Annotated in this window: 20 protein-coding genes and 1 pseudogene; 10 read left to right on the forward strand and 11 right to left on the reverse strand. The window is 39.5% G+C overall.

The features are described from left to right. Positions 1-106 precede the first annotated feature (106 nt). From QOL76_RS13330 to polA, 5 genes are all read right to left on the reverse strand, one after another. Positions 107-916 carry a hypothetical protein gene (locus QOL76_RS13330; RefSeq protein WP_283413466.1) on the reverse strand — a complete coding sequence of 270 codons (810 nt, stop codon included), beginning with the start codon at positions 914-916 and terminating at the stop codon, positions 107-109. Positions 917-1,054: 138 nt separating this feature from the next. Continuing rightward, positions 1,055-1,798, reverse strand: coding sequence for a hypothetical protein (locus QOL76_RS13335; RefSeq protein WP_283413467.1), 744 nt, complete (start codon positions 1,796-1,798; stop codon positions 1,055-1,057). 82 nt (positions 1,799-1,880) lie between these two features. Beyond that, positions 1,881-3,194, reverse strand: coding sequence for a tyrosine-type recombinase/integrase (locus tag QOL76_RS13340; RefSeq protein WP_283413468.1), 1,314 nt, complete (start codon positions 3,192-3,194; stop codon positions 1,881-1,883). A gap of 224 nt (positions 3,195-3,418) precedes the next feature. Then, on the reverse strand, positions 3,419-4,792 hold the full coding sequence (gene radA, locus QOL76_RS13345) for a DNA repair protein RadA (protein WP_283413469.1): 1,374 nt from the start codon (positions 4,790-4,792) through the stop codon (positions 3,419-3,421). 193 nt (positions 4,793-4,985) lie between these two features. Further along, on the reverse strand, positions 4,986-7,814 hold the full coding sequence (gene polA, locus QOL76_RS13350; RefSeq protein ID WP_283413470.1) for a DNA polymerase I: 2,829 nt from the start codon (positions 7,812-7,814) through the stop codon (positions 4,986-4,988). Between the two features lie 162 nt (positions 7,815-7,976). On the opposite strand from polA, the gene QOL76_RS13355 reads away from it, so the two are divergent. Next, on the forward strand, positions 7,977-8,291 hold the full coding sequence (locus QOL76_RS13355; RefSeq protein ID WP_283413471.1) for a hypothetical protein: 315 nt from the start codon (positions 7,977-7,979) through the stop codon (positions 8,289-8,291). A gap of 261 nt (positions 8,292-8,552) precedes the next feature. Here QOL76_RS13355 and QOL76_RS13360 read toward each other — a convergent pair whose 3' ends face one another. Beyond that, on the reverse strand, positions 8,553-8,990 hold the full coding sequence (locus QOL76_RS13360) for a hypothetical protein (protein ID WP_283413472.1): 438 nt from the start codon (positions 8,988-8,990) through the stop codon (positions 8,553-8,555). 253 nt (positions 8,991-9,243) lie between these two features. On the opposite strand from QOL76_RS13360, the gene QOL76_RS13365 reads away from it, so the two are divergent. After that, the gene (locus tag QOL76_RS13365; protein WP_283413473.1) at positions 9,244-10,923 is read left to right on the forward strand and encodes an amidase; all 1,680 of its coding nucleotides are present in this window, start codon (positions 9,244-9,246) and stop codon (positions 10,921-10,923) included. A 292-nt stretch (positions 10,924-11,215) separates the two neighbouring features. Here the strand turns inward: QOL76_RS13365 and QOL76_RS13370 are convergent, their stop codons facing one another. After that, entirely contained in the window at positions 11,216-11,785 is a 570-nt protein-coding gene (locus tag QOL76_RS13370; protein WP_283413474.1) for a hypothetical protein, read from the reverse strand. Continuing rightward, complete coding sequence (gene gpmI, locus QOL76_RS13375; protein ID WP_283413475.1) at positions 11,785-13,308, reverse strand: 2,3-bisphosphoglycerate-independent phosphoglycerate mutase; 1,524 nt, start codon at positions 13,306-13,308, stop codon at positions 11,785-11,787. The genes QOL76_RS13370 and gpmI overlap by 1 nt, the downstream gene beginning before the upstream one ends. A gap of 137 nt (positions 13,309-13,445) precedes the next feature. Between gpmI and QOL76_RS13380 the strand changes: the two genes are divergently transcribed. From QOL76_RS13380 to QOL76_RS13390, 3 genes are all read left to right on the forward strand, one after another. Beyond that, entirely contained in the window at positions 13,446-13,844 is a 399-nt protein-coding gene (locus QOL76_RS13380) for a DUF4783 domain-containing protein (protein ID WP_283413476.1), read from the forward strand. A gap of 194 nt (positions 13,845-14,038) precedes the next feature. Beyond that, complete coding sequence (gene nadC / locus QOL76_RS13385) at positions 14,039-14,896, forward strand: carboxylating nicotinate-nucleotide diphosphorylase (protein WP_283413477.1); 858 nt, start codon at positions 14,039-14,041, stop codon at positions 14,894-14,896. Between the two features lie 60 nt (positions 14,897-14,956). After that, positions 14,957-15,361, forward strand: a complete 405-nt coding sequence (locus QOL76_RS13390) for an META domain-containing protein (protein WP_283413478.1) — start codon at positions 14,957-14,959, stop codon at positions 15,359-15,361. Position 15,362: 1 nt separating this feature from the next. Here the strand turns inward: QOL76_RS13390 and corA are convergent, their stop codons facing one another. Together corA and queG are read right to left on the reverse strand one after the other, a co-directional pair. Further along, complete coding sequence (gene corA, locus QOL76_RS13395; protein ID WP_283413479.1) at positions 15,363-16,475, reverse strand: magnesium/cobalt transporter CorA; 1,113 nt, start codon at positions 16,473-16,475, stop codon at positions 15,363-15,365. Positions 16,476-16,492: 17 nt separating this feature from the next. After that, positions 16,493-17,428 carry a tRNA epoxyqueuosine(34) reductase QueG gene (queG, locus tag QOL76_RS13400; RefSeq protein WP_283413480.1) on the reverse strand — a complete coding sequence of 312 codons (936 nt, stop codon included), beginning with the start codon at positions 17,426-17,428 and terminating at the stop codon, positions 16,493-16,495. A 134-nt stretch (positions 17,429-17,562) separates the two neighbouring features. On the opposite strand from queG, the gene QOL76_RS13405 reads away from it, so the two are divergent. The 5 genes from QOL76_RS13405 to QOL76_RS13425 all read left to right on the forward strand — a co-directional run bounded on the left by QOL76_RS13405 (position 17,563) and on the right by QOL76_RS13425 (position 21,334). Continuing rightward, on the forward strand, positions 17,563-18,072 hold the full coding sequence (locus tag QOL76_RS13405; RefSeq protein WP_283413481.1) for a hypothetical protein: 510 nt from the start codon (positions 17,563-17,565) through the stop codon (positions 18,070-18,072). Between the two features lie 81 nt (positions 18,073-18,153). Beyond that, entirely contained in the window at positions 18,154-18,633 is a 480-nt protein-coding gene (locus tag QOL76_RS13410; protein ID WP_283413482.1) for a hypothetical protein, read from the forward strand. A 146-nt stretch (positions 18,634-18,779) separates the two neighbouring features. Further along, entirely contained in the window at positions 18,780-19,274 is a 495-nt protein-coding gene (locus QOL76_RS13415; RefSeq protein WP_283413483.1) for a hypothetical protein, read from the forward strand. 205 nt (positions 19,275-19,479) lie between these two features. Next, positions 19,480-20,730 (forward strand): hypothetical protein, encoded by a 1,251-nt coding sequence (locus QOL76_RS13420; protein WP_283413484.1) that lies wholly within the window; start codon positions 19,480-19,482, stop codon positions 20,728-20,730. Beyond that, entirely contained in the window at positions 20,708-21,334 is a 627-nt protein-coding gene (locus QOL76_RS13425; RefSeq protein ID WP_283413752.1) for a hypothetical protein, read from the forward strand. Before QOL76_RS13420 ends, QOL76_RS13425 begins: the two co-directional genes overlap by 23 nt. Here QOL76_RS13425 and QOL76_RS13430 read toward each other — a convergent pair. Beyond that, a pseudogene (locus tag QOL76_RS13430) lies at positions 21,330-21,437 on the reverse strand (tRNA epoxyqueuosine(34) reductase QueG); the annotation flags it as partial. The gene QOL76_RS13425 and the pseudogene QOL76_RS13430 sit on opposite strands and share 5 nt — an antisense overlap. Positions 21,438-21,508 lie beyond the last annotated feature (71 nt).

Here is a 21,508-nt window from a genome sequence, read left to right on the forward strand (position 1 = left end):
ATCCTGACTCAATGCCCATAAGAACTTCTCCGGTTCCGTGCAACAGCGGTTTCATTGTTCGTGCTACGCACGCAACGAAAACCTAGTTGTTGGCAACTGGCTTTTTTTATTCAATTCTATTTAGAAATCTTATGTCATTCATATTATACTCGTTCTCGTAAGTTCCTATCTTTTTCAAATAATAGTATCTTAATCTGTCAGAACACGATTTGTAATTTTCATAACCTCCAACCGAATATTTTAGGATTTTAAAGGGTGTCCAATCGTTTTTATCAAATTCAAATCCATTTCCAAAATATTCAATTCCGCCATTTGGATAGTCCATATACTTGTTGAACACCTTGTTTATAAGTAATCCAGCAACAATTTCATTTCCATTATCGGAGTAAAAAATTGTATCGATGATTGTTTCTTTATACTCGAGTTTTGTTGGTAAATCAATTGCCCAATCTCTTTCTATTGAATCATTATAAGTTTTGCCGTTAAAATATCTCAAATTTAAATCCGCTGGTCTTTCAACAATTTTGATTTTTATTAGACTATCAACTAAATTTTGAAGTTCGGCTTTATCTCGTTCGTATTTAGCTGTCGAAACTTGTGCGTTGTAGACAAACTTAACGGGTGTTGTCGTTTCTGTAATTTTCAAAGAAAGCTCCTTTGTCATATTAGTCATATACATCAGGGCAAGTGGACAGCTTAAAATGAGAAAAATCCAGACACTTATTTTTCGGATATTTTTCTTGAATGATAGATAAGTAAAAAGGATTGTAGATAAAAATAGAACTATTGAAGTAATAGTTAAAGTGTCCATTATATTTCCTAAAGCTGAACCACCTTGGTCATTTAAAATATGAAATACTGAAATTAATATTCCAACTATTAAAATTCCCGATAAAACCTTGATTCCGTATTTCATTTTTCAGCTTGTTGCCAACGTTTTGGGGCTTGGCGAAGGTGGCGATTTTCACCACAATTGCTAATGCGGAGAACCAAACTTTGATTAACCACAAATTTGTCTGCGGAGCACTGAACCGCCACTTTTGCCAAACCCGTGTTAGCGGTTCGGCTTTCTTGTTCGTTCCAATATTCCATATAGTAGTTTTTCAATTCCTGTTGTCATTTCGAAGTCGTCTTCTTTTCTGAAAAAGTTATATCCATTTTCACTCCAACCCATTAATTGAGGGCTAAAAATGTCACGAACTGTTTTATGTATTATAGTGTCAGAGTTTGGTAGATATTCAATGATAGTTGTTGAAGTGTCGTTATTAATTAACTTCAATTGTCTTGAATCATATTGAATTTTTCCTTTCTTGAACTCAAATAGATGGGTTCTAGGGTTTAAACTTTCATAATTTTGTCCTGTGCTGTCAATTTGAAGGGCAATAAATTTGTCGGGTAGTTCTTCTTTGAACTTGTAAATGTATGCAACTCTTTCTCCTGTCGTCAAATTTGCAAAATCGCTGTAATTAATACTGTCGTATTTCACATAAGCATTAAAAGTGTCTCTGATTTTATATAAAGTCGTCCCACCGAAGTCTTGAGGGGTTGTCATTAATTGTAAGAATATTTGAAATGAAAATACGCTTAAAAAAAGTGTCGAAAGTTGCCAAATTTTTAGTTGTCGTTTAGTTACCTTAAAAATAATTAAACCAAGTCCCATTGCAATTAATATTGTCAATGGCCAGCAAATTAGTCCACCAAGTCCTGTGTATGGAAATAACCATAATATAATTGCCTCTGCTATCAAACACAAAATGACATAAATTCCAAAAAGTAAAAGTCGTTTTGATTTGTCCATTTATTCGTTCCGTGTCTATTGGTTGTCGTATTTTAAGCTGACCGCTAACGAGTCGCTATACGCAACTAGTTTCGTATATATTTTATATATCCAATTTGTCTAATGGAGAGATGATCTGGCTAAATCCCTTGGTTGTAATATGGGTGTAGACTTCCGTCGCTTTGGAATTGCTGTGTCCTAGAAGACTCTGTATGTACCTAAGATCAGTCCCATTTTCCAATAAATGAGTAGCGAAACTATGCCTTAGCGTGTGGACTGTGACATGCTTGGTTATCTTGGTCTTACTTAACGCCTTCTTCAAAATCTGTTGGATACTTCGCGATGTGTATTGAACAGGTTTTTCCTTGGTGCTTCCCGCTCCTTCAAATAACCAATAGTGAGGCCTTTCTTTCTTGAAATATCCTCGTAAAAGCTCCAATAATTTCTTGGACAGGATCGTGTACCTGTCTTTGTTTCCTTTAGCATTTTCTACATAGATCTGCATTCGATCCGAATCTATCGCATTTATGGGAAGGTTGATCAGCTCGCTGATCCTCAATCCTGCCGAGTAAATAGTGCTCAAAATGGCTTTATGTTTGATGTTTTGGATGCCAGATAATATTTGTTTGATTTCTTCTTCACTGCATACTGTAGGAAGCGTCTGTTCCTGCCTTGGACGCTCCACAAAATACAACTTTCTTTTTCCTCCTAATACCTTCTCAAAATAAAATTTGATAGCATTAATCGCCTGATTTTGATATGAGGTAGATACCTTTCTTTCTGTCACTAAAAATCTTGAAAACTCCATCACATGTCTATCATTTAATGAGTCAAGATCTTCTTTTGGAAAATGATTTATAAATTCTTCAAAAAGCGGAACGTAGCTTTTTACAGTGTTTTCGCTATAGCGTAGCTCTTGGAGCTTGTTTAAATAGGTATCTGGGCATGTTTTGTAATAGGCTGCCTCTTTAGGTTTCAACTTATTGATCCCTTGTTTCTTGGGAGGTTCTTTTTCAAAAGTAATTTTAAGGCCAAGGCGCTTCGCAACTTGACTTATTTCTCCAAGGAATTGTTCACTATAGGGTATTGTCCACCACTTATTTTTGGTATCCCAGATTGAATAAGGAATGGTTTTTATATGCTTTATTAATTCTGGAACATACGCAAATAGTAGTTTAAGGCGGTTCTTTTGAGTTTGTATTATTAAAATCTCGTCTTTTTCAATTGTGGGTTTTGCCACATGATTTAAATTAATTACCTCATCTTTTTCTATAAGAGTTATTCTATCTCCAAAATAGGCCTTTAACTTTTCTAAGTTGCCTGGATAATGCGGTACTTCCCAAACGAATTGATTTTGATTCCACCTAGCGTAAGTGATTCCTTTGACAAAATGGATGTCAGTGTCATTTTTGGGCATTTTAAGTAAGATCTTCCTACCGAAGACTCGAATTTCTATAGAAGTGATCACAAGCGAAAAAAATAAACGGTTGCGTATATATTTCTATAGAGCTACTATGCGCAATTAATTGTGATTCAGAATCCTACTTCATTGGATTTTATTACCCTCCACGTGCTTTACTAATCTTTCGACGTACCGGCTCCAAACTTTTTTCTCCAAGGACCATTTAGCACTTGAAATTCCTAAAAAATCTTCTGATAAACCTCCTCCAGCTTACTCACCGCCATCACCTCAATTTTGTATTTGCTGAGATCCAAGCCTTTCACAGCGTATTTGGAGACAATGATTTTTTTGAAACCTAGTTTCTCAGCCTCTGCGATTCGGTTTTCGATTCGGTGAACAGCCCGTATTTCTCCACCCAAACCAACTTCTGCCGCAAAACAAATCTGCTCAGAAACAGGCGTATCCTCATAGCTGGAAATCAAAGAGGCGCAAACTGCCAGATCCAGCGCTGGATCATCCACTCTTAGTCCACCTGCTACATTCAAAAACACATCTTGCTGCCCAAGTCGCATTCCGCCCCGCTTTTCCAATACTGCCAGTAGCATATTCAATCGCTTGGCATCATGGCCCGTGCTACTTCGCTGCGGAGTCCCATAAGTTGCTGGACTGACTAAGGATTGGATTTCGATCAGAAGTGGGCGATTACCTTCCATCATGGCGCCAATTGCCACACCGTTTAGCACTTCTTCCCGCTGGGTCAATAGGATTTCTGAGGGATTTGCTACTGGACGGAGACCCTCTACTCGCATCTCATAAATACCGAGCTCATGGGTAGATCCAAATCGGTTTTTGGAAGTTCGCAGAATTCTATAGCTCATGTGTCTATCTCCCTCAAACTGCAAAACGGTATCCACCATATGCTCCAGCACTTTTGGTCCTGCGATGGAACCGTCTTTCGTGATATGACCAATTAGGAACACCGGAGTTCCTGTTTCCTTGGCAAACTTCATGAGTTCGGCAGTGCATTCCCTGACTTGGGAAACTGAGCCTGCAGCAGATTCTACATACTGAGAAGTCAAGGTTTGAATAGAATCAATCACCAGTAAATCTGGCTTTAGCGCTTCGATTTGCTGAAAAATCTGTTGGGTATTTGTTTCCGAAAGCACGTAGCATTCCGGGTTTTTTGCAGACATACGATCCGCACGCATCTTGATCTGAGCCTCGCTTTCCTCACCGGAGACGTAGAGGATTTTTTTGGTATTGAGAATCAAAGCAATCTGAAGCATCAGCGTAGATTTCCCTATTCCAGGTTCTCCGCCAATTAATACCAGCGAACCCGGTACAATTCCTCCTCCCAAAACCCGATCAAGCTCCGCATCTCCCGTTACATATCTTGGTTGCTCCTCGTAGTTGACTTCTTGGATTTTCTTAGGTACAGATGCTTTTTTGGGGCCTGTTGTTGGAGTTTTCCAAGACCCTTTCCCTGATTCCTCCTTTTGGATTACTTCTTCCACATAGGTATTCCATTCCCCGCAAGCAGGGCATTTGCCAAGCCATTTTGGACTTTGAGCACCGCAGTTTTGACAGAAGAATGTTGTTTTTATTTTGGCCATTTGGATATGGGAATTACGAGATGCGATTTAGGAGGTTTGCTGGAACCTCGGAGATTGAATTAGGAAGTGAATTTTTCCTAGCAAGTTAATCTGGAAGTTATTTTCAAAACTTTCAATTTATAAATAATGAATGCCGAACGTTGAATATCGAATTTAAAACCTTCCAACCTTCCAACCTTCAACTTCCAACCTCCTAGTGCGCCTGCAGCCAATCCGTGCCTGTTCCAACTTCTACTTCTACCGGTACGGCCATTTTGATGGCATTGGACATCAGACCAGGTATGTTAGCTTTCAGGAGTTCAACCTCATCCTTGTGTGCATCAAAAACCAATTCATCATGCACCTGAAGGATCATCTTGGACTTGAGGTTTTCCTTTTTCATCCATTGATGCACATCGATCATGGCGACTTTGATCAGATCGGCTGCAGATCCTTGGATTGGTGCGTTGATTGCATTTCGCTCCGCAAAGCCACGCATGGTTGCATTTCGACTGTTGATATCCCGAAGATATCTCCGGCGACCGAGGATAGTCTCCACGTATTCGTGAGTTTTGGCTTTTTCAATCGCTCCATCCATGTATTCTTTCACTGCTGGGAATTCCTTGAAATAGGAATCAATAATCTCTTTGGCCTCACCGCGTGAAATAGACAATCTCTGTGAAAGTCCAAAAGCCGAAATACCGTAAATAATCCCAAAATTGGCTGTTTTGGCTTTTCTACGCATATCTGAAGTCACTTCTTCCAGGGGAACCTGGAAGATCTTTGCAGCGGTAGTTGCATGAATATCTCTTCCGCTTTTGAAGGCTTCGATCATAGATTCATCGCCTGAAAAGGCAGCCATAATCCGCAATTCAATCTGAGAGTAATCCGCTGCCAATAGGATGTGGTTTTCATCTCTTGGGACGAAAGCCTTTCGGATTTCCCGGCCTCTCTGGGTTCGGATTGGGATATTCTGAAGGTTTGGATTGATGGAAGAAAGACGGCCTGTTGCAGCCACAAACTGGTTATAGGTCGTGTGAATTCTACCTGTTTTGGAATTGATCAAGAGCGGCAAGGCATCCACGTAGGTAGATTTTAACTTCACCATTTGGCGAAAGTCCAGAATATTCTGGATGATTTCGTGCTCATGTGCCAGTTTGCTAAGTACTTCCTCACCGGTAGCATATTGACCAGTTTTAGTCTTCTTGGCTTTGGGATCGAGTTTTAATTTATCAAAAAGCACTTCGCCCAGTTGCTTTGGAGAAGCTAGATTGAAGCGAACTCCAGCCATTTCATAGACTGTGTTCTCGATCTCCTTACTTTCTTTTTCCAGCAAAAGGGACATTTCTGCCAGACTTTCCATGTCTATCCGCACTCCTTCAAATTCCATATCCGCGAGTACATTGATCAGTGGATTTTCTACCTCATCAAAAAGTTTTTCCAGGTTATTCTCCTTCAGCAAGGGGTCAAATTCTGCCTTCAATCTCAATGTAATATCTGCATCTTCAGAAGCATAAGCAGTCACTTCATCTTCGTCTACATCACGCATATTTCCCTGATTCTTGCCCTTTTTTCCAATCAATTCTGTGATGGAAACTGGCTCGTAATTCAGGTATTGCTTTGCCAGCCAATCCATGGAATGCTTGCCATCCGCATCGATCAGGTAATGTGCAAGCATGGTGTCATAAAGGACTCCCTTGACTTCGATATCGTAATTTTTCAGTACCAAAATATCGTATTTGATATTCTGGCCAATTTTCAGAATAGCTTCGTTTTCAAAAACCGGCTTCAGTAACTCAAGAATAGCTAAGGTCTCCTCCCGACTTTCTGGACAAGGAATATAATATGCCTCCCCTGTGACATAGGCGAAGGATATTCCAACCAACTCAGCTTCCATAGGATTTACAGAAGTAGTCTCTGTATCAAAGCAAAGCTCTTTTTGAATCTCCAAATACTCAACGAGCTCCAAGATTTCAGCTTCACCTTTTACTTTGTGATAATTCTGAATATTGCTGTGAATAGTATCCGGTGCTTTTTGCTCGGCTACGTTTACAGATTCCTCTTCAAATTCTATTGCAGGTGAGGAAGAGGCTGTAGCAGCTGGAGCCTCTCCGAAAAGTCCTAATTGATCGTTTTTCTGAACTGCAGCTTTTTTGTCTGTGCCTTTGAAAACCCTGGAAGCAAGGGTTCTAAACTCGAGTTCTGTAAATATCGCACGAACTTTCTCCTCGTCGATTCCCTCGTATTTCAAGTCTTCTTTAACGTAGGTAATTGGCACATCGCATTTGATCGTGGCAAGTTCCTTTGACAAAATACCCTGCGCGGCAAAGTTCTCCACATTCTCCTTTTGCTTTCCTTTCAGATCAGCGGTGTTTTTCACCAATTCTTCTACGGTGCCATAAGTTTTTAGAAGTTTGACAGCGGTCTTTTGTCCAATTCCAGGAATTCCAGGAATGTTATCCACAGCATCTCCCATAAGGCCAAGAATGTCCCGAACTTGATCTACATGCTCTATATCCCATTTGGCGCAGATCTCTTTTGGCCCCATGATATCCACACCATTTCCCATGAAGGCTGGCTTGTAGAGGAAAATATGATCATCTACAAGTTGCCCATAATCCTTATCGGGCGTCATCATATACACAGTGAAGTTTTCCTTCTCTGCCTGCTTGGCCAAAGTGCCAATTACATCATCAGCTTCGTAGCCGTCTAATTCCAAAATCGGGATGTTGAAAGCCTTCACAATTTCCTTTACCCAAGGAATGCCCACGGCTATATCTTCTGGCTGTTCCTGGCGGTTTGCTTTGTAAGGTTCGTACTGAACATGGCGGAACGTTGGGGCGTGGGTATCGAAGGCGACCCCAATGTGGGTAGGTTTTTCCTTATCAATTATTTCGAGTAAGGTATTGGTAAAGCCCAGCATGATGCCGGTATTCAATCCTTTGGAGTTGATTCTGGGGTTTTTGCTGAAGGCAAAATGCGCTCTATAAATAAGCGCCATGGCATCGAGTAAAAAAAGCTTACAGGGCTGTTTTTGGGACATTTGAAGTAAATTTATAGTAAAAAGGCATCTGCGTTTTAGCCAAGCAAGTTACAAATTTTAGACAAGGAGCTACCCAAAATCTAGCTATATCCATTGATAGTGCGACAGAGTTTGGCTGTAATATTGACAATAGATCAAACCTGACTTTAAACAAACAATCTTATGAAAAAATTATTCGCAATTCTCGCACTTGTATTCTCCGCTCATATGCTTGTAGCAGCGCCGGCAAATGACGATAATTCCAAAAAAGAGAAAACAGAATTGACAGAAGCTCAAAAAGAGCGCTTAGCCGAAATCCAAACTAGAGTGGATGAAATCAAGGCCATGGATTTTAGTGAAATGAGCAAAGAAGAAATTAAGGACGTTCGTAGTGAGCTAAAGGAGATGAAGGAGGAAGCCAAACGTGCCGGAGGTGGAGTTTACATTTCTGTAGGAGCAATTATTATTATTTTACTTCTGTTGATTTTGCTTACCTAAGTAGAAAAATTATGTGATTATCCGCATAGATGCCAGTCACCTTAGCTTCTTTGCTTACTTGGTAGGAAGACCCATGAGCGAAGACTCCCGCTTTGGCGGGACAGGCTGAAGTGACCTCAATTATAATTTTGAACAAATTCTAGATTGCTTTTCCCTTTTTACTGGCACAAAAGCGGATATATATAAAAAATTAAATCTATAGAAGTGAAAAAGGAAGATCAGTAACGATCCTCCTTTTTTTGTTACAGGGTTTCTTCACTTTTATTTTTGTGTTTCAGCAAGATAATTTTTTACCTGAAGTCCCCTCAGGAATACTGCAATCAGCGGAATAAGCCAGAGAATTTCATTGAAAATAAGTTGGAATGCAGTGCGCTTATTCCAGCCAAGATCAGGGACAAAACCCAAGGCAAACCAGATTGAAAGGATAATTTTCCCAGTGATTCCTGCAATAATCAGATATACCCAGCTGATCGGATAGAAGGCACTAAAAAAGATAAGTATACCGACTATAATCCCAAACCCTCCATAATAGGCTAAAGAAAGACTAGCATTTACTTCAGAACCATTTGCGAGCCATGTCAAAATGGAAGGGCCCATCAATCTGTAAATTGCTGACCAAGCGATGGTGTACATCCCAGTTAGCAGAAGAATTCCACGAAAGGACATTGGGAATACAGGAAAGGAAGGATTTTGATCCATTGGTTGATTATATTGGGTAATTGATATGCACATAGCATTCTTGGATTACATTATGTGATTATCCGCAATGATGCCAGTTGCCTTAGATTATTTGCTTATCTGGTCGGAAGACCGATGACCGAAGACTCCCGCACTGGCGGGCCAGGCTGGAGTGGCCTCAATTATAATTTTGAACAAATTCTAGATTGCTTTTCCCCCTTTACTGGTAGAAAAACGGATATACATATTACTTACATTATTACAAAACTATTCAATGGAATCAAAAAACACAGTTTCTTCATCCGCTTTTATACTTATCGCTGCAGCAGGATGCTTACTTCTTGGATTCACGCTTGGTAGAAATACCGGTGAAATTACACCTATTTCCATAGAGGAAGCTTCCGAGATTTTTGGCTTGTCTTTTACTCCTGCAGAAAAAGACAGCATGTTGGGATCATTAGAAAATCAACGCAATAGGTATGAAGCCTTGCGTGAAGTAAAGCTAGACAACTCAGTAGCACCATCTTTGGTTTTCAATCCCCTTCCTAAAGGTTTTCAACCTGAACAAACCCAGAGACCGCTAGACTGGGGCTTAGCCACGGAAATGCCCCTGCCTGAAAAGGAATCTGACATTGCCTATATGCCTGTTCACGAACTCGCTGTGCTAATTAAATCAAAGAAAATATCCAGTGAACGTCTGACAAAAATTTATTTGGATCGCATCAAAACCTACTCAGATACGCTCCAATGCCTGATTTCTTTGCTTGAAGATTCTGCATTGGAAAAAGCTAAAGCGATGGATGCTGAATTGGCTGCAGGAAAATATAGAGGTCCTCTTCACGGGATTCCTTATGGAATCAAAGACCTTTTGGCAGTGAAAGGTACCAAAACAACTTGGGGTGCTATGCCATACAAAGATCAGGAAATCGATATGACTGCTACGGTTGTGAATAAGTTGAATGATGCAGGTGGTGTATTGGTTGGCAAATTCACTCTTGGAGCCTTGGCGATGGGAGATGTATGGTATGGAGGTGTAACCAAAAACCCTTGGAATCTGGAGCAGGGTTCCAGCGGTTCCTCTGCAGGATCTGCGTCAGCGGTAAGTGCAGGCCTAGTTCCTTTTGCTATAGGTACAGAAACATTGGGGTCGATAGTTTCCCCGTCCACTAGAAACGGTGTCACTGGCTTGCGGCCCACCTATGGCCGTGTCAGTAAGAATGGCGCGATGGCTTTGAGTTGGTCGATGGATAAAATCGGGCCGATCTCCAGATCAGCGCTCGATGACGGGATTGTATTGTCTATCATCAATGGGGAAGACGAGATGGATGCCAGCACGATAAAAGCAGCTTTTAATTTCTCATCCAAAACTGATGTGAAAAAGCTGAAAATTGGTTACTTCGAGGGTTTTTTTGAAGGGGAAGGCTCAGGGTCTCAGAACAACCGAGATGTACTTGATCTGCTAAAAAATCAGGGATTTGAGCTGCATCCAGTTGAATTGAAAACTTCTGTAAATCCCAGAGCGATACAAATTATGCTTTCAGTGGAAGGCGCAGCGGCATTTGATGAATTGACTAGATTAGGCTGGGATGATCAATTGGTTGCCCAGCACAAAAATGCCTGGCCTAATACTTTTCGTGCGGCTAGATTTATTCCTGCAGTGGAGTACCTGCAGGCGGCACGGCAGCGAACTATTCTTATTGAAGAAATGCATCAAATCATGCAAGACTACGATGTAATAGTTACACCAAGTTTTGGTGGAGCCCAGCTACAGATCACCAATTTAACTGGCCATCCTGCGCTTTGCCTTCCAAATGGATTCAGTGAATCCGGGAGCCCAACTTCTATTACGTTGTTGGCTAATCTTTTCGAAGAGGAGAAACTGGTAATGCTTGGAGATCTAATTCAAAAAAATAGCGATTGGCAAGCTAAGCGGCCTCCGATGTTTGATAAATAATTAAACAATGTGATTATCCGCAATGATGCCAGTTGCCTTAGATTCTTTGCTTAACTGGTCGGAAGACCGATGACCGAAGACTCCTGCACTGGCGGGACAGGCTGGAGTGGCCTCAATTATAATTTTGAACAATTTCTAGATTGCTTTTCCCCTTTACTGGTAGAAAAGCGGATATACATATTAAACAATATGATCCTCCTCAATTTTGCCAGTAACCAAAAATTCATTAGAAAAAGAAAGGACTGAAGATTTTCTCCAGTCCTTTACTTTGTTTTTTAATGTGGAAAAGCCCTTAATCTTTTGCGACTATTGTTCCTTCGATTTTCATGTTATTCTCATCCAAAAACCAAATCTTCTGAGTTGTCTCAATGGAATAATGATCAAATAACTTGGTAGCATTATCAATATAGATAGCTGCCAAGGTAGTAGTAGAGTAGAATAAGTTATCATCTTCTATTTTGATTGAAACACTGCTTACTGCTCCATCATCATAGGTTACTTTGACGAATTTCACTTTTTCTTTGGAATTTGGTAGCGCTTCGTGAGTCAAACCCTCGTCTGAAGTCGTGGTTTTATAGGATTGTAGCATGGAAGCCTTATTGATATCAGCTTCTTTGAAAATGCTAAATTCTTCCTCCCAATCCTTGATAGAATAGACCACTTTCACTTCCTTTTTCTCTTCTTGAATCTGAGAGACTTTGGCAACTTCTACGTTATCTACTTTTTGGATATTCTCTTCTACAAATCCTTTTAGATCAAAATAGGGGTCTGTTTCGATGGTATTTGAAATCTCATCCACACAGGAGGAAAGCCCAAACAAAACGAAAAGGATCCCTAAAGAAAAACTTTTGCAATGTTTCATTAAGTCAAAAGGACATTTCCAGTCATATCGCTTGGCTTTTCTATCCCCATCAGTTGAAGAATTGTCGGAGCCAAATCTCCAAGTTTCCCATCATTGATAGTCAACTGGTCATTTTTGTCCACCATGATGCAAGGCACTAGGTTGGTAGTATGCGCGGTGTTTGGAGAACCATCCTCGTTGATCATCATGTCACTATTACCGTGATCTGCAATTACGATAATCGTGTAATCGTTGGCCAAAGCCGTCGTGATTACACTTTCTGCGCAAGCATCCACAGCTTCACAAGCTTTCACAGCTGCATCGAAATCTCCTGTGTGACCCACCATATCTGCATTGGCGAAGTTCAGGCAAATGAAATCAGCACTTTTCTTTTTCAGCTCTCCATTGATTTTGGAGGCAATTTCAAAAGCACTCATCTCAGGTTTGAGGTCATAGGTTGCCACTTTTGGAGATGGGCAAAGTAATCTGCTTTCTCCCATGAACTCCTGCTCTCTTCCTCCGGAAAAGAAGAAAGTCACATGAGGATACTTCTCAGTTTCAGCTATTCTTATCTGCTTCTTATTGGCTCTTTCCAGAACTTCTCCCAAGGTATTATTAAGATTGTCTTTTTCGAATAGAACTTCTACTCCTTTGAAAGTCGCATCATAATTCGTAAACGTGATATAGTCTACATTCAACTTTTTCATATTGAAATCTTCGAAATCACGCTGTGTAAGCGCTTGGGAGATTTCCCGGCCTCGGTCAGTGCGGAAGTTGAAGCAAATCACAAGATCGCCATCTTCAATCATAGCCAAAGGCTTATTATCAGCTCCAACATGGATGATTGGGCGTATAAATTCGTCAGTCACACTGTTTTCATAAGATTTGCGCATGGCGGCGATGATGTCCTTGGACTTTTCTCCCTCACCTTTTACCATGGCATCGTAGGCAAGTTTTACTCTCTCCCAACGATTGTCTCTATCCATTGCATAATATCTGCCTACTACCGAGGCGACTTTCCCTGCAGAATGAGTCAAATGCTCCTGAAGGTCTTCAAGATATCCTATACCTCCTTTAGGATCTGTATCTCTACCATCTGTAAATGCATGAATAAACACATCGTCCATTCCATTAAATTTTGCTGCATCACAAAGGCCTTTCAAATGCTTAATATGCGCATGTACACCACCGTCGGAAAGCAATCCCATAAAGTGAGCTTTCTTCTTTGCTGCTTTAGCTTTGGCAAATGCTTCTACCAAAACAGGATGTGTATTTAGCTCTTTATTTTCTACGGCAAGGTTGATTTTCACTAAATCCTGATACACCACCCGGCCTGCACCTATATTCATGTGACCTACCTCAGAATTGCCCATTTGGCCTTCTGGTAAGCCTACAGCAAGACCAGAAGCTTCCAGTTTTCCATGAGGATATTTTGTGTAAAGACTATCTACAAAAGGGGTTTTTGCTTTGTCAATCGCAGAAACAGAAGGATTGGTGGCTATTCCCCAACCATCCAAAATCATTAAAAGTACTTTCTTATCCATACCGCAAATATATTATAATTCAGAGTAAAGTAGTCCCGAAATCCTGATAACACAAAACTTCCAAGATATGCGCTTGGTAAACTGATAAATGCAGAACATGATTCCTTTTTTGGCTTAGTATTTGCCTAGCAAGGGCAATGACCTCATTATTAAGTTTAATCGTTTCGATATTCCTGTTTATTCAATCTCCCGTTGAGGATATTGAAAACGTGAACTCCATAGAAACGGTTATTTCTGCAATTGAAAGTGGTTCTAGCAGCGATTTAGCCAAATACTTCGATTCCAGTATATCCTTAAATGTAAACGGACAGCAGGGAGATTATTCTAAAAATCAGGCAGAACTTGTCTTAAAAGATTTTTTTAAGAGAAATCCTTCATTAGGTTTTAATCTTGTTTTCCGAAGTGAAAACAACCCAATTTTGAGCTCTTATATTGGTGATTATCAAACTGGCCAAGGAATTTTTAAGGTGTTTATAAAAGTCTCCCAACAAGCTTCTGAATTTAAAATTTACAGTTTGGAATTTGTAAAAGGCTAAGGTGTTTTTTAAAGCATTTTTACCCTGAGGAGCTTGGAGAAAGCATAATGTTGGTGATCGCTTTCCCTTGAATATTGAATTTGATTACGGATCATTGCTCATTATCTATCTTCAATTCCAATGAAATGCTTTTTTACTGAAAGAAATTTGCGCATTTGCGCCTTTGCGGGAGCTTCAAATCCCTATTTTTGGGCATGAAACCTACTTATCTTACCGAAGAAGCCATTTCCACATTTATTGCAGCTGCCTTTGCAGAGGATATTGGTCCAGGTGATTACTCTTCACTTTCTTCTATTCCAGAGGGAAAAACCGGGCAGGCAAAACTCCTTATCAAAGACGATGGTATAATAGCGGGTATCGAGTTGGCAGAGAAGATTTTTAAGACTTTTGATCCCACTCTTGAAGTAGAGCTGTTGATCAAAGACGGCGATGAAGTCAATTATGGTGATATTGGTTTGATCGTAAAAGGGGCTTCAGCTTCTATTCTTTCTTCTGAGCGGTTGGTCTTGAATTGCATGCAGCGTATGAGTGGGATTGCGACCCTAACTCATCGTCTTACTAAAAAGATTCTGCATACAAAGGCTCGTTTGATGGATACTCGTAAGACAACTCCTAATTTCAGATTGATGGAAAAATGGGCTGTATTAATCGGTGGAGGCGTTAATCATCGCTTTGCACTCTATGATATGGTCATGCTCAAAGACAACCATGTAGATTTTGCGGGAGGAATACCTCAGGCTATTGAAAGATGCAATGCTTATTTAAAAACCAATAATCTGGATCTGAGAATAGAAATAGAAACCCGAAATCTGGATGAAGTCAAGCAAGTGCTGGCCGTAGGGGGAGTAGATCAGATAATGTTGGATAACATGGATTATGCGACTATGCGAGAGGCGGTAGGTTTAATTGGAAATCAATACAAAACCGAAGCTTCTGGGGGAATTACCGAAGAGACCCTTGTAGATGTGGCTGAATGCGGAGTAGATTATATATCAATGGGGGCATTGACACATTCGGTGAATAGTTTAGATATCAGCTTGAAGGCTTTTTAAAATCAGATGTCGGAACAATTTGGCATGATTTAGGACTTATTAGAAGTAAATCACCCAATTATGAAAAATATATTCCTTGCATTCACACTTCTTATTTTAGCTTCCTGCAGTTCCAAATCATATCCTGATAAAAAGTGGGACGGCAAGCAATGGACTTTGGTGGAGATCATGCAAGTACCGGTTCAAACTTCAGGTTCGGAGCAGGATGCTCATTTAATTTTTGATTCCAGAGAAGGTATGATTACTGGGACTGGTGGATGTAATCGTATTTTTGGACCTTATGAAATAGGGAAGAAAAACACATTGAAATTCGGGGAAATTGGAGCAACAAGAATGGCTTGTCAAGATTCTCCTTTCGAAAACAAATTTTTGGAAGTCCTCAAATCTGTGCGCTATTATCAGGTAAGTGCTGGAGAGCTCTTACTTAAAAATGGTAAAAAAGATGTCATTTTAAAGCTTCAGTAAGCTATAGCCAATTTTTCCTTCGGAAAAAAAGAAGCATACCAATCACAGCTGCTGTCATTCCACCCATGACGACGAAATAGCTGTATTTCCAATGTAACTCAGGCATATTGTCGAAGTTCATTCCATAGACCCCTGCCACAAAACTCAGTGGAATAAAGATCGTGGAGATGATGGTAAGCACCTTCATGATGTTATTCATGCGGTTGGAAAGGCTATTCATGTAGAGATCCAAAACTCCTGAGGACATGTCTCGAAAGACCTCCATGGTTTCGATTACCTGTATGGTATTTTCATATAAATCACGGATAAAAGGTCGGGTTTCGGGACTGATTTTGTCATCTGCGTATTTGTCAAAAGAGCCAATCACTTCACGAAGTGGATACACCGTCCTGCGAAGATCCATCATTTCACGTCTTTGTACATAGAGCGCATTCAGCGTCTCATTGCCTGGGGTGAACATCGCTTGGGATTCCAGGTTTTCTATCCGTTCACCCACATTTTCCATCACGATGAAGTAATTGTCAATCACGGCATCCAGAAGTGCATAGAGTAGGTAATCGGCTTTTCGCTGTCGGATGGCGCGTTTTTGATCAGCCAGGCGACTTCTCACAAACTGAAATACGTCTCCTTTTTTCTCTTGAAATGTCAATAAAACTCCATCTTTCAACACAAAGCTGATTTGCTCATCGTCTATCGGTGCCTCTGGCGAATCACATTGGATCATCTTCATGGCGGCAAAAAGATAATCCTCAAATGCTTCCATTTTCGGACGCTGATCTACGTTCAGAATATCTTCCATAGTCAGCTTATGGATTCCAAACAGTAAACCGATTTTCTCCATCAATTCTACGTCATGAAGGCCAATCACATCTATCCAAAGTACCTTCTTTTTCAGCTTCAAATGTTCCTCCAGTTGATTGAGAAGAATAGTTTCTTCATATAAATCATTTTCATCATAGGTGATGATATTGATCAATACTTTTTCTAGCTTTTTATCTCCGGTAAAGACTAAAGCACCAGGAGGTAGACCAACCTTGTGAGTGTTTTTCTTTTTCTTCTTTTTAGGCTTAAAAAGCTTCTGAACAGCTTTAAGATTTGGAGTTTGAGGGCTCATAAGAATCTCGGAAGAGGTTAATTTGATTTCAGAAAGTCGATATTTCTTTTTAACCCTGCAAGTTTGGTGCGCTTTACTGCTGATTTTTTGAAAACCTTACGGAAAGTTTCTTCAGTGATTTCTTGCCAATCCCGATTGGTAAATTCTTCTAGCTCTGGATGAGGTTGGAATTTTGGCTCCTGATGAGGCTTGGAAAAGCGATTCCAAGGACATACGTCCTGGCAGATATCACAGCCAAATGCCCAGTTTTCCATCTTGCCTTTGAACTCGCTGGGAATGGAGTCTTTTAGTTCAATGGTCAGATAAGAAATGCATCGGGAACCATCAATGACTCCATTTTCCACAATCGCATCTGTGGGACAAGCATCGATGCAGGCAGTGCAAGTACCGCAGTAATCTTTGGCAAGAGGGGGATCCGGAGTTACTTCCAGATCAATGATGAGTTCGGCTAGAAAAAAGAAACTGCCCATCTCTCTATTAAGTAGAAGACTGTTTTTTCCCAACCAGCCCAAACCGGCTTTCTGCGCCCACTGACGCTCCATGACGGGAGCGGAATCCACAAATCCACGACCATCGATTTCACCGATTTCATCGCGTAGGATTTCCAAAAATTCATTCAGTTTGTCCCGAATCACAAAGTGATAATCCTCTCCGTAGGCGTATTTGGCAAGCTTGATATTGGAGTTACCTCTTGGCAATTCATCCTTCGGATAATAATTATAAACCAAAGAAACCACCGTCTTGGCACCTTCAATCAGTTTGGTTGGGTCGAGTCTCTTGTCAAAGTGATTGGCCAGATAGCCCATTTGACCGTTGTAATTCCAGTTAAGCCAATCTTCCAGTTTAGGTGCTTCCTCCTCCAAAAATCCTGCTTTTGCTATCCCGCAGAAGTCAAACCCCAGCCGTTTGGCGGTGGATTTGATGATGGATGCGTTTTTTGAGGCGAGAGTCATGGGGTAAAGATACAAGTCTTACGGTTCTCCGTGATTGCGAAGGGGTTTAAGAAAAATTACAATGTTGAATTTTGATGTGTCGCCGAAAATCAATAAACTAAAGAAATTTTTACATAGTCAACTAATCAAATTTTATGAAAAACATTATACCCCCCCCCAAATGCAATTATCTGAATAAGTTGCTTGGTCGATTATTTTTGGCCTTTCTTTTTACCCAAATAGTTTTTTCCTGTACGCAGGAACAGAATCTGAAGATCTCCCAAGATGAAATTCAGCTGATCCGTACATACATGGAAGGGGAATTGACTGGGAAAACTACCTTTGACAATCAGCCGCTGGAGATGGATTGGGAAAATGCTACATATTTTAAAGGTAATTATGAAATTCCCCTGCATAGCCCATTACTTGGCTTTGTTCCAAACTATCAAAATGTGGAAACTAGACTATTGGTTCCCAGTTCTAAAATCGAGAATTATTCTTTTATGACTTTGGATACGGAGGAGATACTAGGTGGCCTCAGCTTTATTGAATTGACTTCCGACCCGGACAAAACCTCTCTGGATACTTATAGATATATGAATTTTAGTAAGGATCTACAGCCTGGAGACTTTGTATATAAAAGAACTACAGCTTCAGCCTGTTGATTACTGAACAACAGGAAATAATAAATACAAACTTGCAACACAGATCGGGGCTAAAGGGAACAAAATGTAATTGAAATACCTATGAAAAAGATGATTTTAGTATTCCTTGTTTTGCTTGCTGTTCCATTTGTTACGACTGCACAATCAACTTCTACCGAACAGGAGAACGATTTTATGCAGTTGAGAAAGAGTTTGCAGCCCATTGTATTACATCACCCCAAGGATCTTGATGAGAGAAAATACATAGCATTTTCATTCGAAGTCTATTATGGTGAAAAAGTAATGGTCTCCTTTTCGGAAAATACGCCGGAAAATATTAAAAGACGAAAGAAGCTATCGGAAGAACGAATAGAGGCGACTTTAGTTGAAAAGGGGATCGAGTTTAATGAGCCTTGGCGCGTTATTTATCCGGTGTTTCTAATTTGGAATGATAAGAATGACAGAACTGACAACTTAGAAGAAGAGCTTGGTTTTTTGATTGGCGAAAATGAATATATCGGTCATGAAAAAATAAGAATAGAAAGACCGATTGTGAATAAACTACTTGGTCCAGCCCATTAGCTGAGAGGGTATAAAAATGATCAAGAAGCCGCCAAACTATTTGTCGATGGAATTAAATACGCAATCTACTGATTTGGATGATTTATCTTCCACTCAAATTAACAATACAGATCAGGTTCAAAAGGGACAAAATGCAACTATACATTATGAAAAACATAAAATTATTCCTTCTTATTGTTTGCCAGGTCCTGTTTTCAAACATATATGCTCAAGATCAAAACAGTGAAACTGATTTTAGAAGTATTGTTCAGAGACATGTCAGGTGGTATCCGCTAACCTTTGATGACTGGGAAAAGAATACTAATCAATATTTTGGTTACTATTTAAAATTGACCTTAAAAGAGAACAAGGTCATTCTAGCTGAATTTTCTAAAGAAACACCGCTTAAAGTAGTACAACGTAATGAGGAGCTCAATCAAAAACTAAGTAGCAAAATTTTAGAAGAAAAATTAAGTAATATTCCAGATGGAATACATGTTTTTCCAGTAATCTGCGAGATGATCACTATACCTAAAAAAGAACTACAAAATAATTTGGAAGGTGAATTGGAAAAGATGATTCCTAATCCAGAAATGGTTCATCAAAGTGAAGTTTTGTTCAATAAACCAATTCTTGTTAAGATTTATCCTCCAATGCGATAATTAATGGATTAAACATTTGGAGGGTTTTCACCTGCCCATTGGCGCTTAGTTTATATTGTATATTTAATCCACCTTTCGCTATCCCGCAGAAGTCAAACCCCAGCCGTTTGGCGCTGGATTTGATGATTGATGCGTTTGTTTCGGCGGGAGCAATTATTTGAATAAGTCGCTTTATCGTCTTTTTTTAATCCTGCTCTTTGCTCAGATGATTTCTTCCTGCACACAGGAGCAGGATCTGGAGATTCCCAAGGATGAGCTTCAGCTGATCCGTACATACATGGAAGGGGAATTGGCAGGGAAATCCACCTTTGATAATCAGCCTCTTGAGATGGATTGGAAAAATGCTGTGGTTACAAAAGAACATTATGAAATTCCCTTGCTGAGACCTTTGCTTGGCTTTGTTCCTAAATACCAAGATGTGGAAACGAGGCTATTGGTTCCAAACGGAAATATGGAGAAATATTCCTTTATGACTTTGGATACGGAGGAGATAATAGGTGGCCTCAGCTTTATTGAATTGACTTCCGACCCGGACAAAACCTCTCTGGATACTTATAGGCATATGAATTTTAGTAAGGATCTACAGCCTGGAGACTTTGTATATAAAAGAGCTACAGCTTCCGATCCTAACGCCTATATGCCTGTACAGTGTGAACCTGCAACGATCATTTATTATGAAAAGGATTGTTATATAATTGCAAGTACATTAGTGAATTGTAGCGAATGGCGTGAAGTAGAAAGAGTGGAAATTGAAATTTGCGGTCCTGATGGTATTATTGGGGGAAATAATTACAAGGTAATTCAGATTGATATGAAAGATATTTCAGAATGTCATCAAGATTTGATAAGAGATCTAATAGGCGGAACAAATACTGAAATTAAGAAAATATTAAACATGTTTAATGATGAAGCAACTACATCTGTTCCATATAATTTAAAATTTCAATATGGAAACTGTGGAACAGCAACTGCATGTACAAGCCCACAAATTACAAATAACTATGCAATAGTAAGCTATAATCAATCTGTAATATCAAATGCTACCGATCTTTCTATGGCACGATCTACCATGCATGAGGTACTTCATGCATATTTAGTATATGAATTAGAATATCCTAATGATTGTGATTTAAATTGTTTGCTAAATGATTATATAGCTATTTATGGTGGAGAAGATTTAAATCCTGTCCATCATAATTTATTTGTAGAAACTAAATTTTTGAATGATATAGCTGTTGAGTTAAAAAATTACGCCTCGAGCGTAGGGTATAACGTTGGAGTTATTGGGGATCAATATTTTAAAGATATGGCGTGGGGTGGTCTCCACGATACAGATGTTTTTAAAAATACATTAACATTGTCGGAACAACAACGAATTAATAACAGATACAATGCTGAACTTAATAATACCAATGTTGGAAATATTGCACCAATTGGAACGTTACTTTGTGATTAGCCTTCGATCCATTATACTGTGTATTGTTTTTTCTTTAGTTGGATGCTCTTCTGTAAAAAATGAAGATCTAGAAATTAAGGAGTTAATCACTACAGTACTTGCGAGAAAAATTTCCATAAGCGATACTGTGAAAGTATCTATGAAAGCGGATGCGGAGTGGGTTCAAAATCCCCTCTTAAAACCGTGTAATCTTGAGTCATTTTCAAGGCTAAGGAGTATAATTAAAATAGAGGGAAAATCTTTACAGAGTATTCTTAGTGAAGAAGATTTAAAAAAGATATGTGTAGAGTCGGAAGAGGATTTTATCTTTTCTAAAAAAATGGTTCCTCAATCGGTTAAACTTGTAGAACAGAACTATTTAGATTCGCTCTTTGCTGCTTACACTCTGTCTTTAAAGAATCAAACTGTTGCTTCTCAACAATTTGAGAATTTGAATGCAAATGCATATATCCGTTTATCAAAGCCTATATTTTTGCAAAAGGGTAAATTTGCCTTCATATATTATTCTAATCACTCTTCAGAAAGTTCTTCAAGCTTACTTGTCTATGAGAAAACAGGTCAAAAATGGGAATTGATTTTATCATTTCCTTTATTGATTTCTTAGGTGCCTCCTTTAGAAATCCCGCTTTCGCTATCCCACAAAAGTCAAAGCCCAGCCGCTTGGCGGTGGATTTGATGATGAAAGAGTGTTTTGAGGCGGGAGTCATGAGGCAAAGATACAAGACTAAAGTTTCCCCTTTAAATTCATAAATGGAACATCTTTCCCCAAAATACACGT

Origin of the sequence: Algoriphagus winogradskyi (assembly GCF_900182815.1) — a bacterium.
Classification (GTDB): Bacteria; Bacteroidota; Bacteroidia; order Cytophagales; family Cyclobacteriaceae; genus Algoriphagus; species Algoriphagus winogradskyi.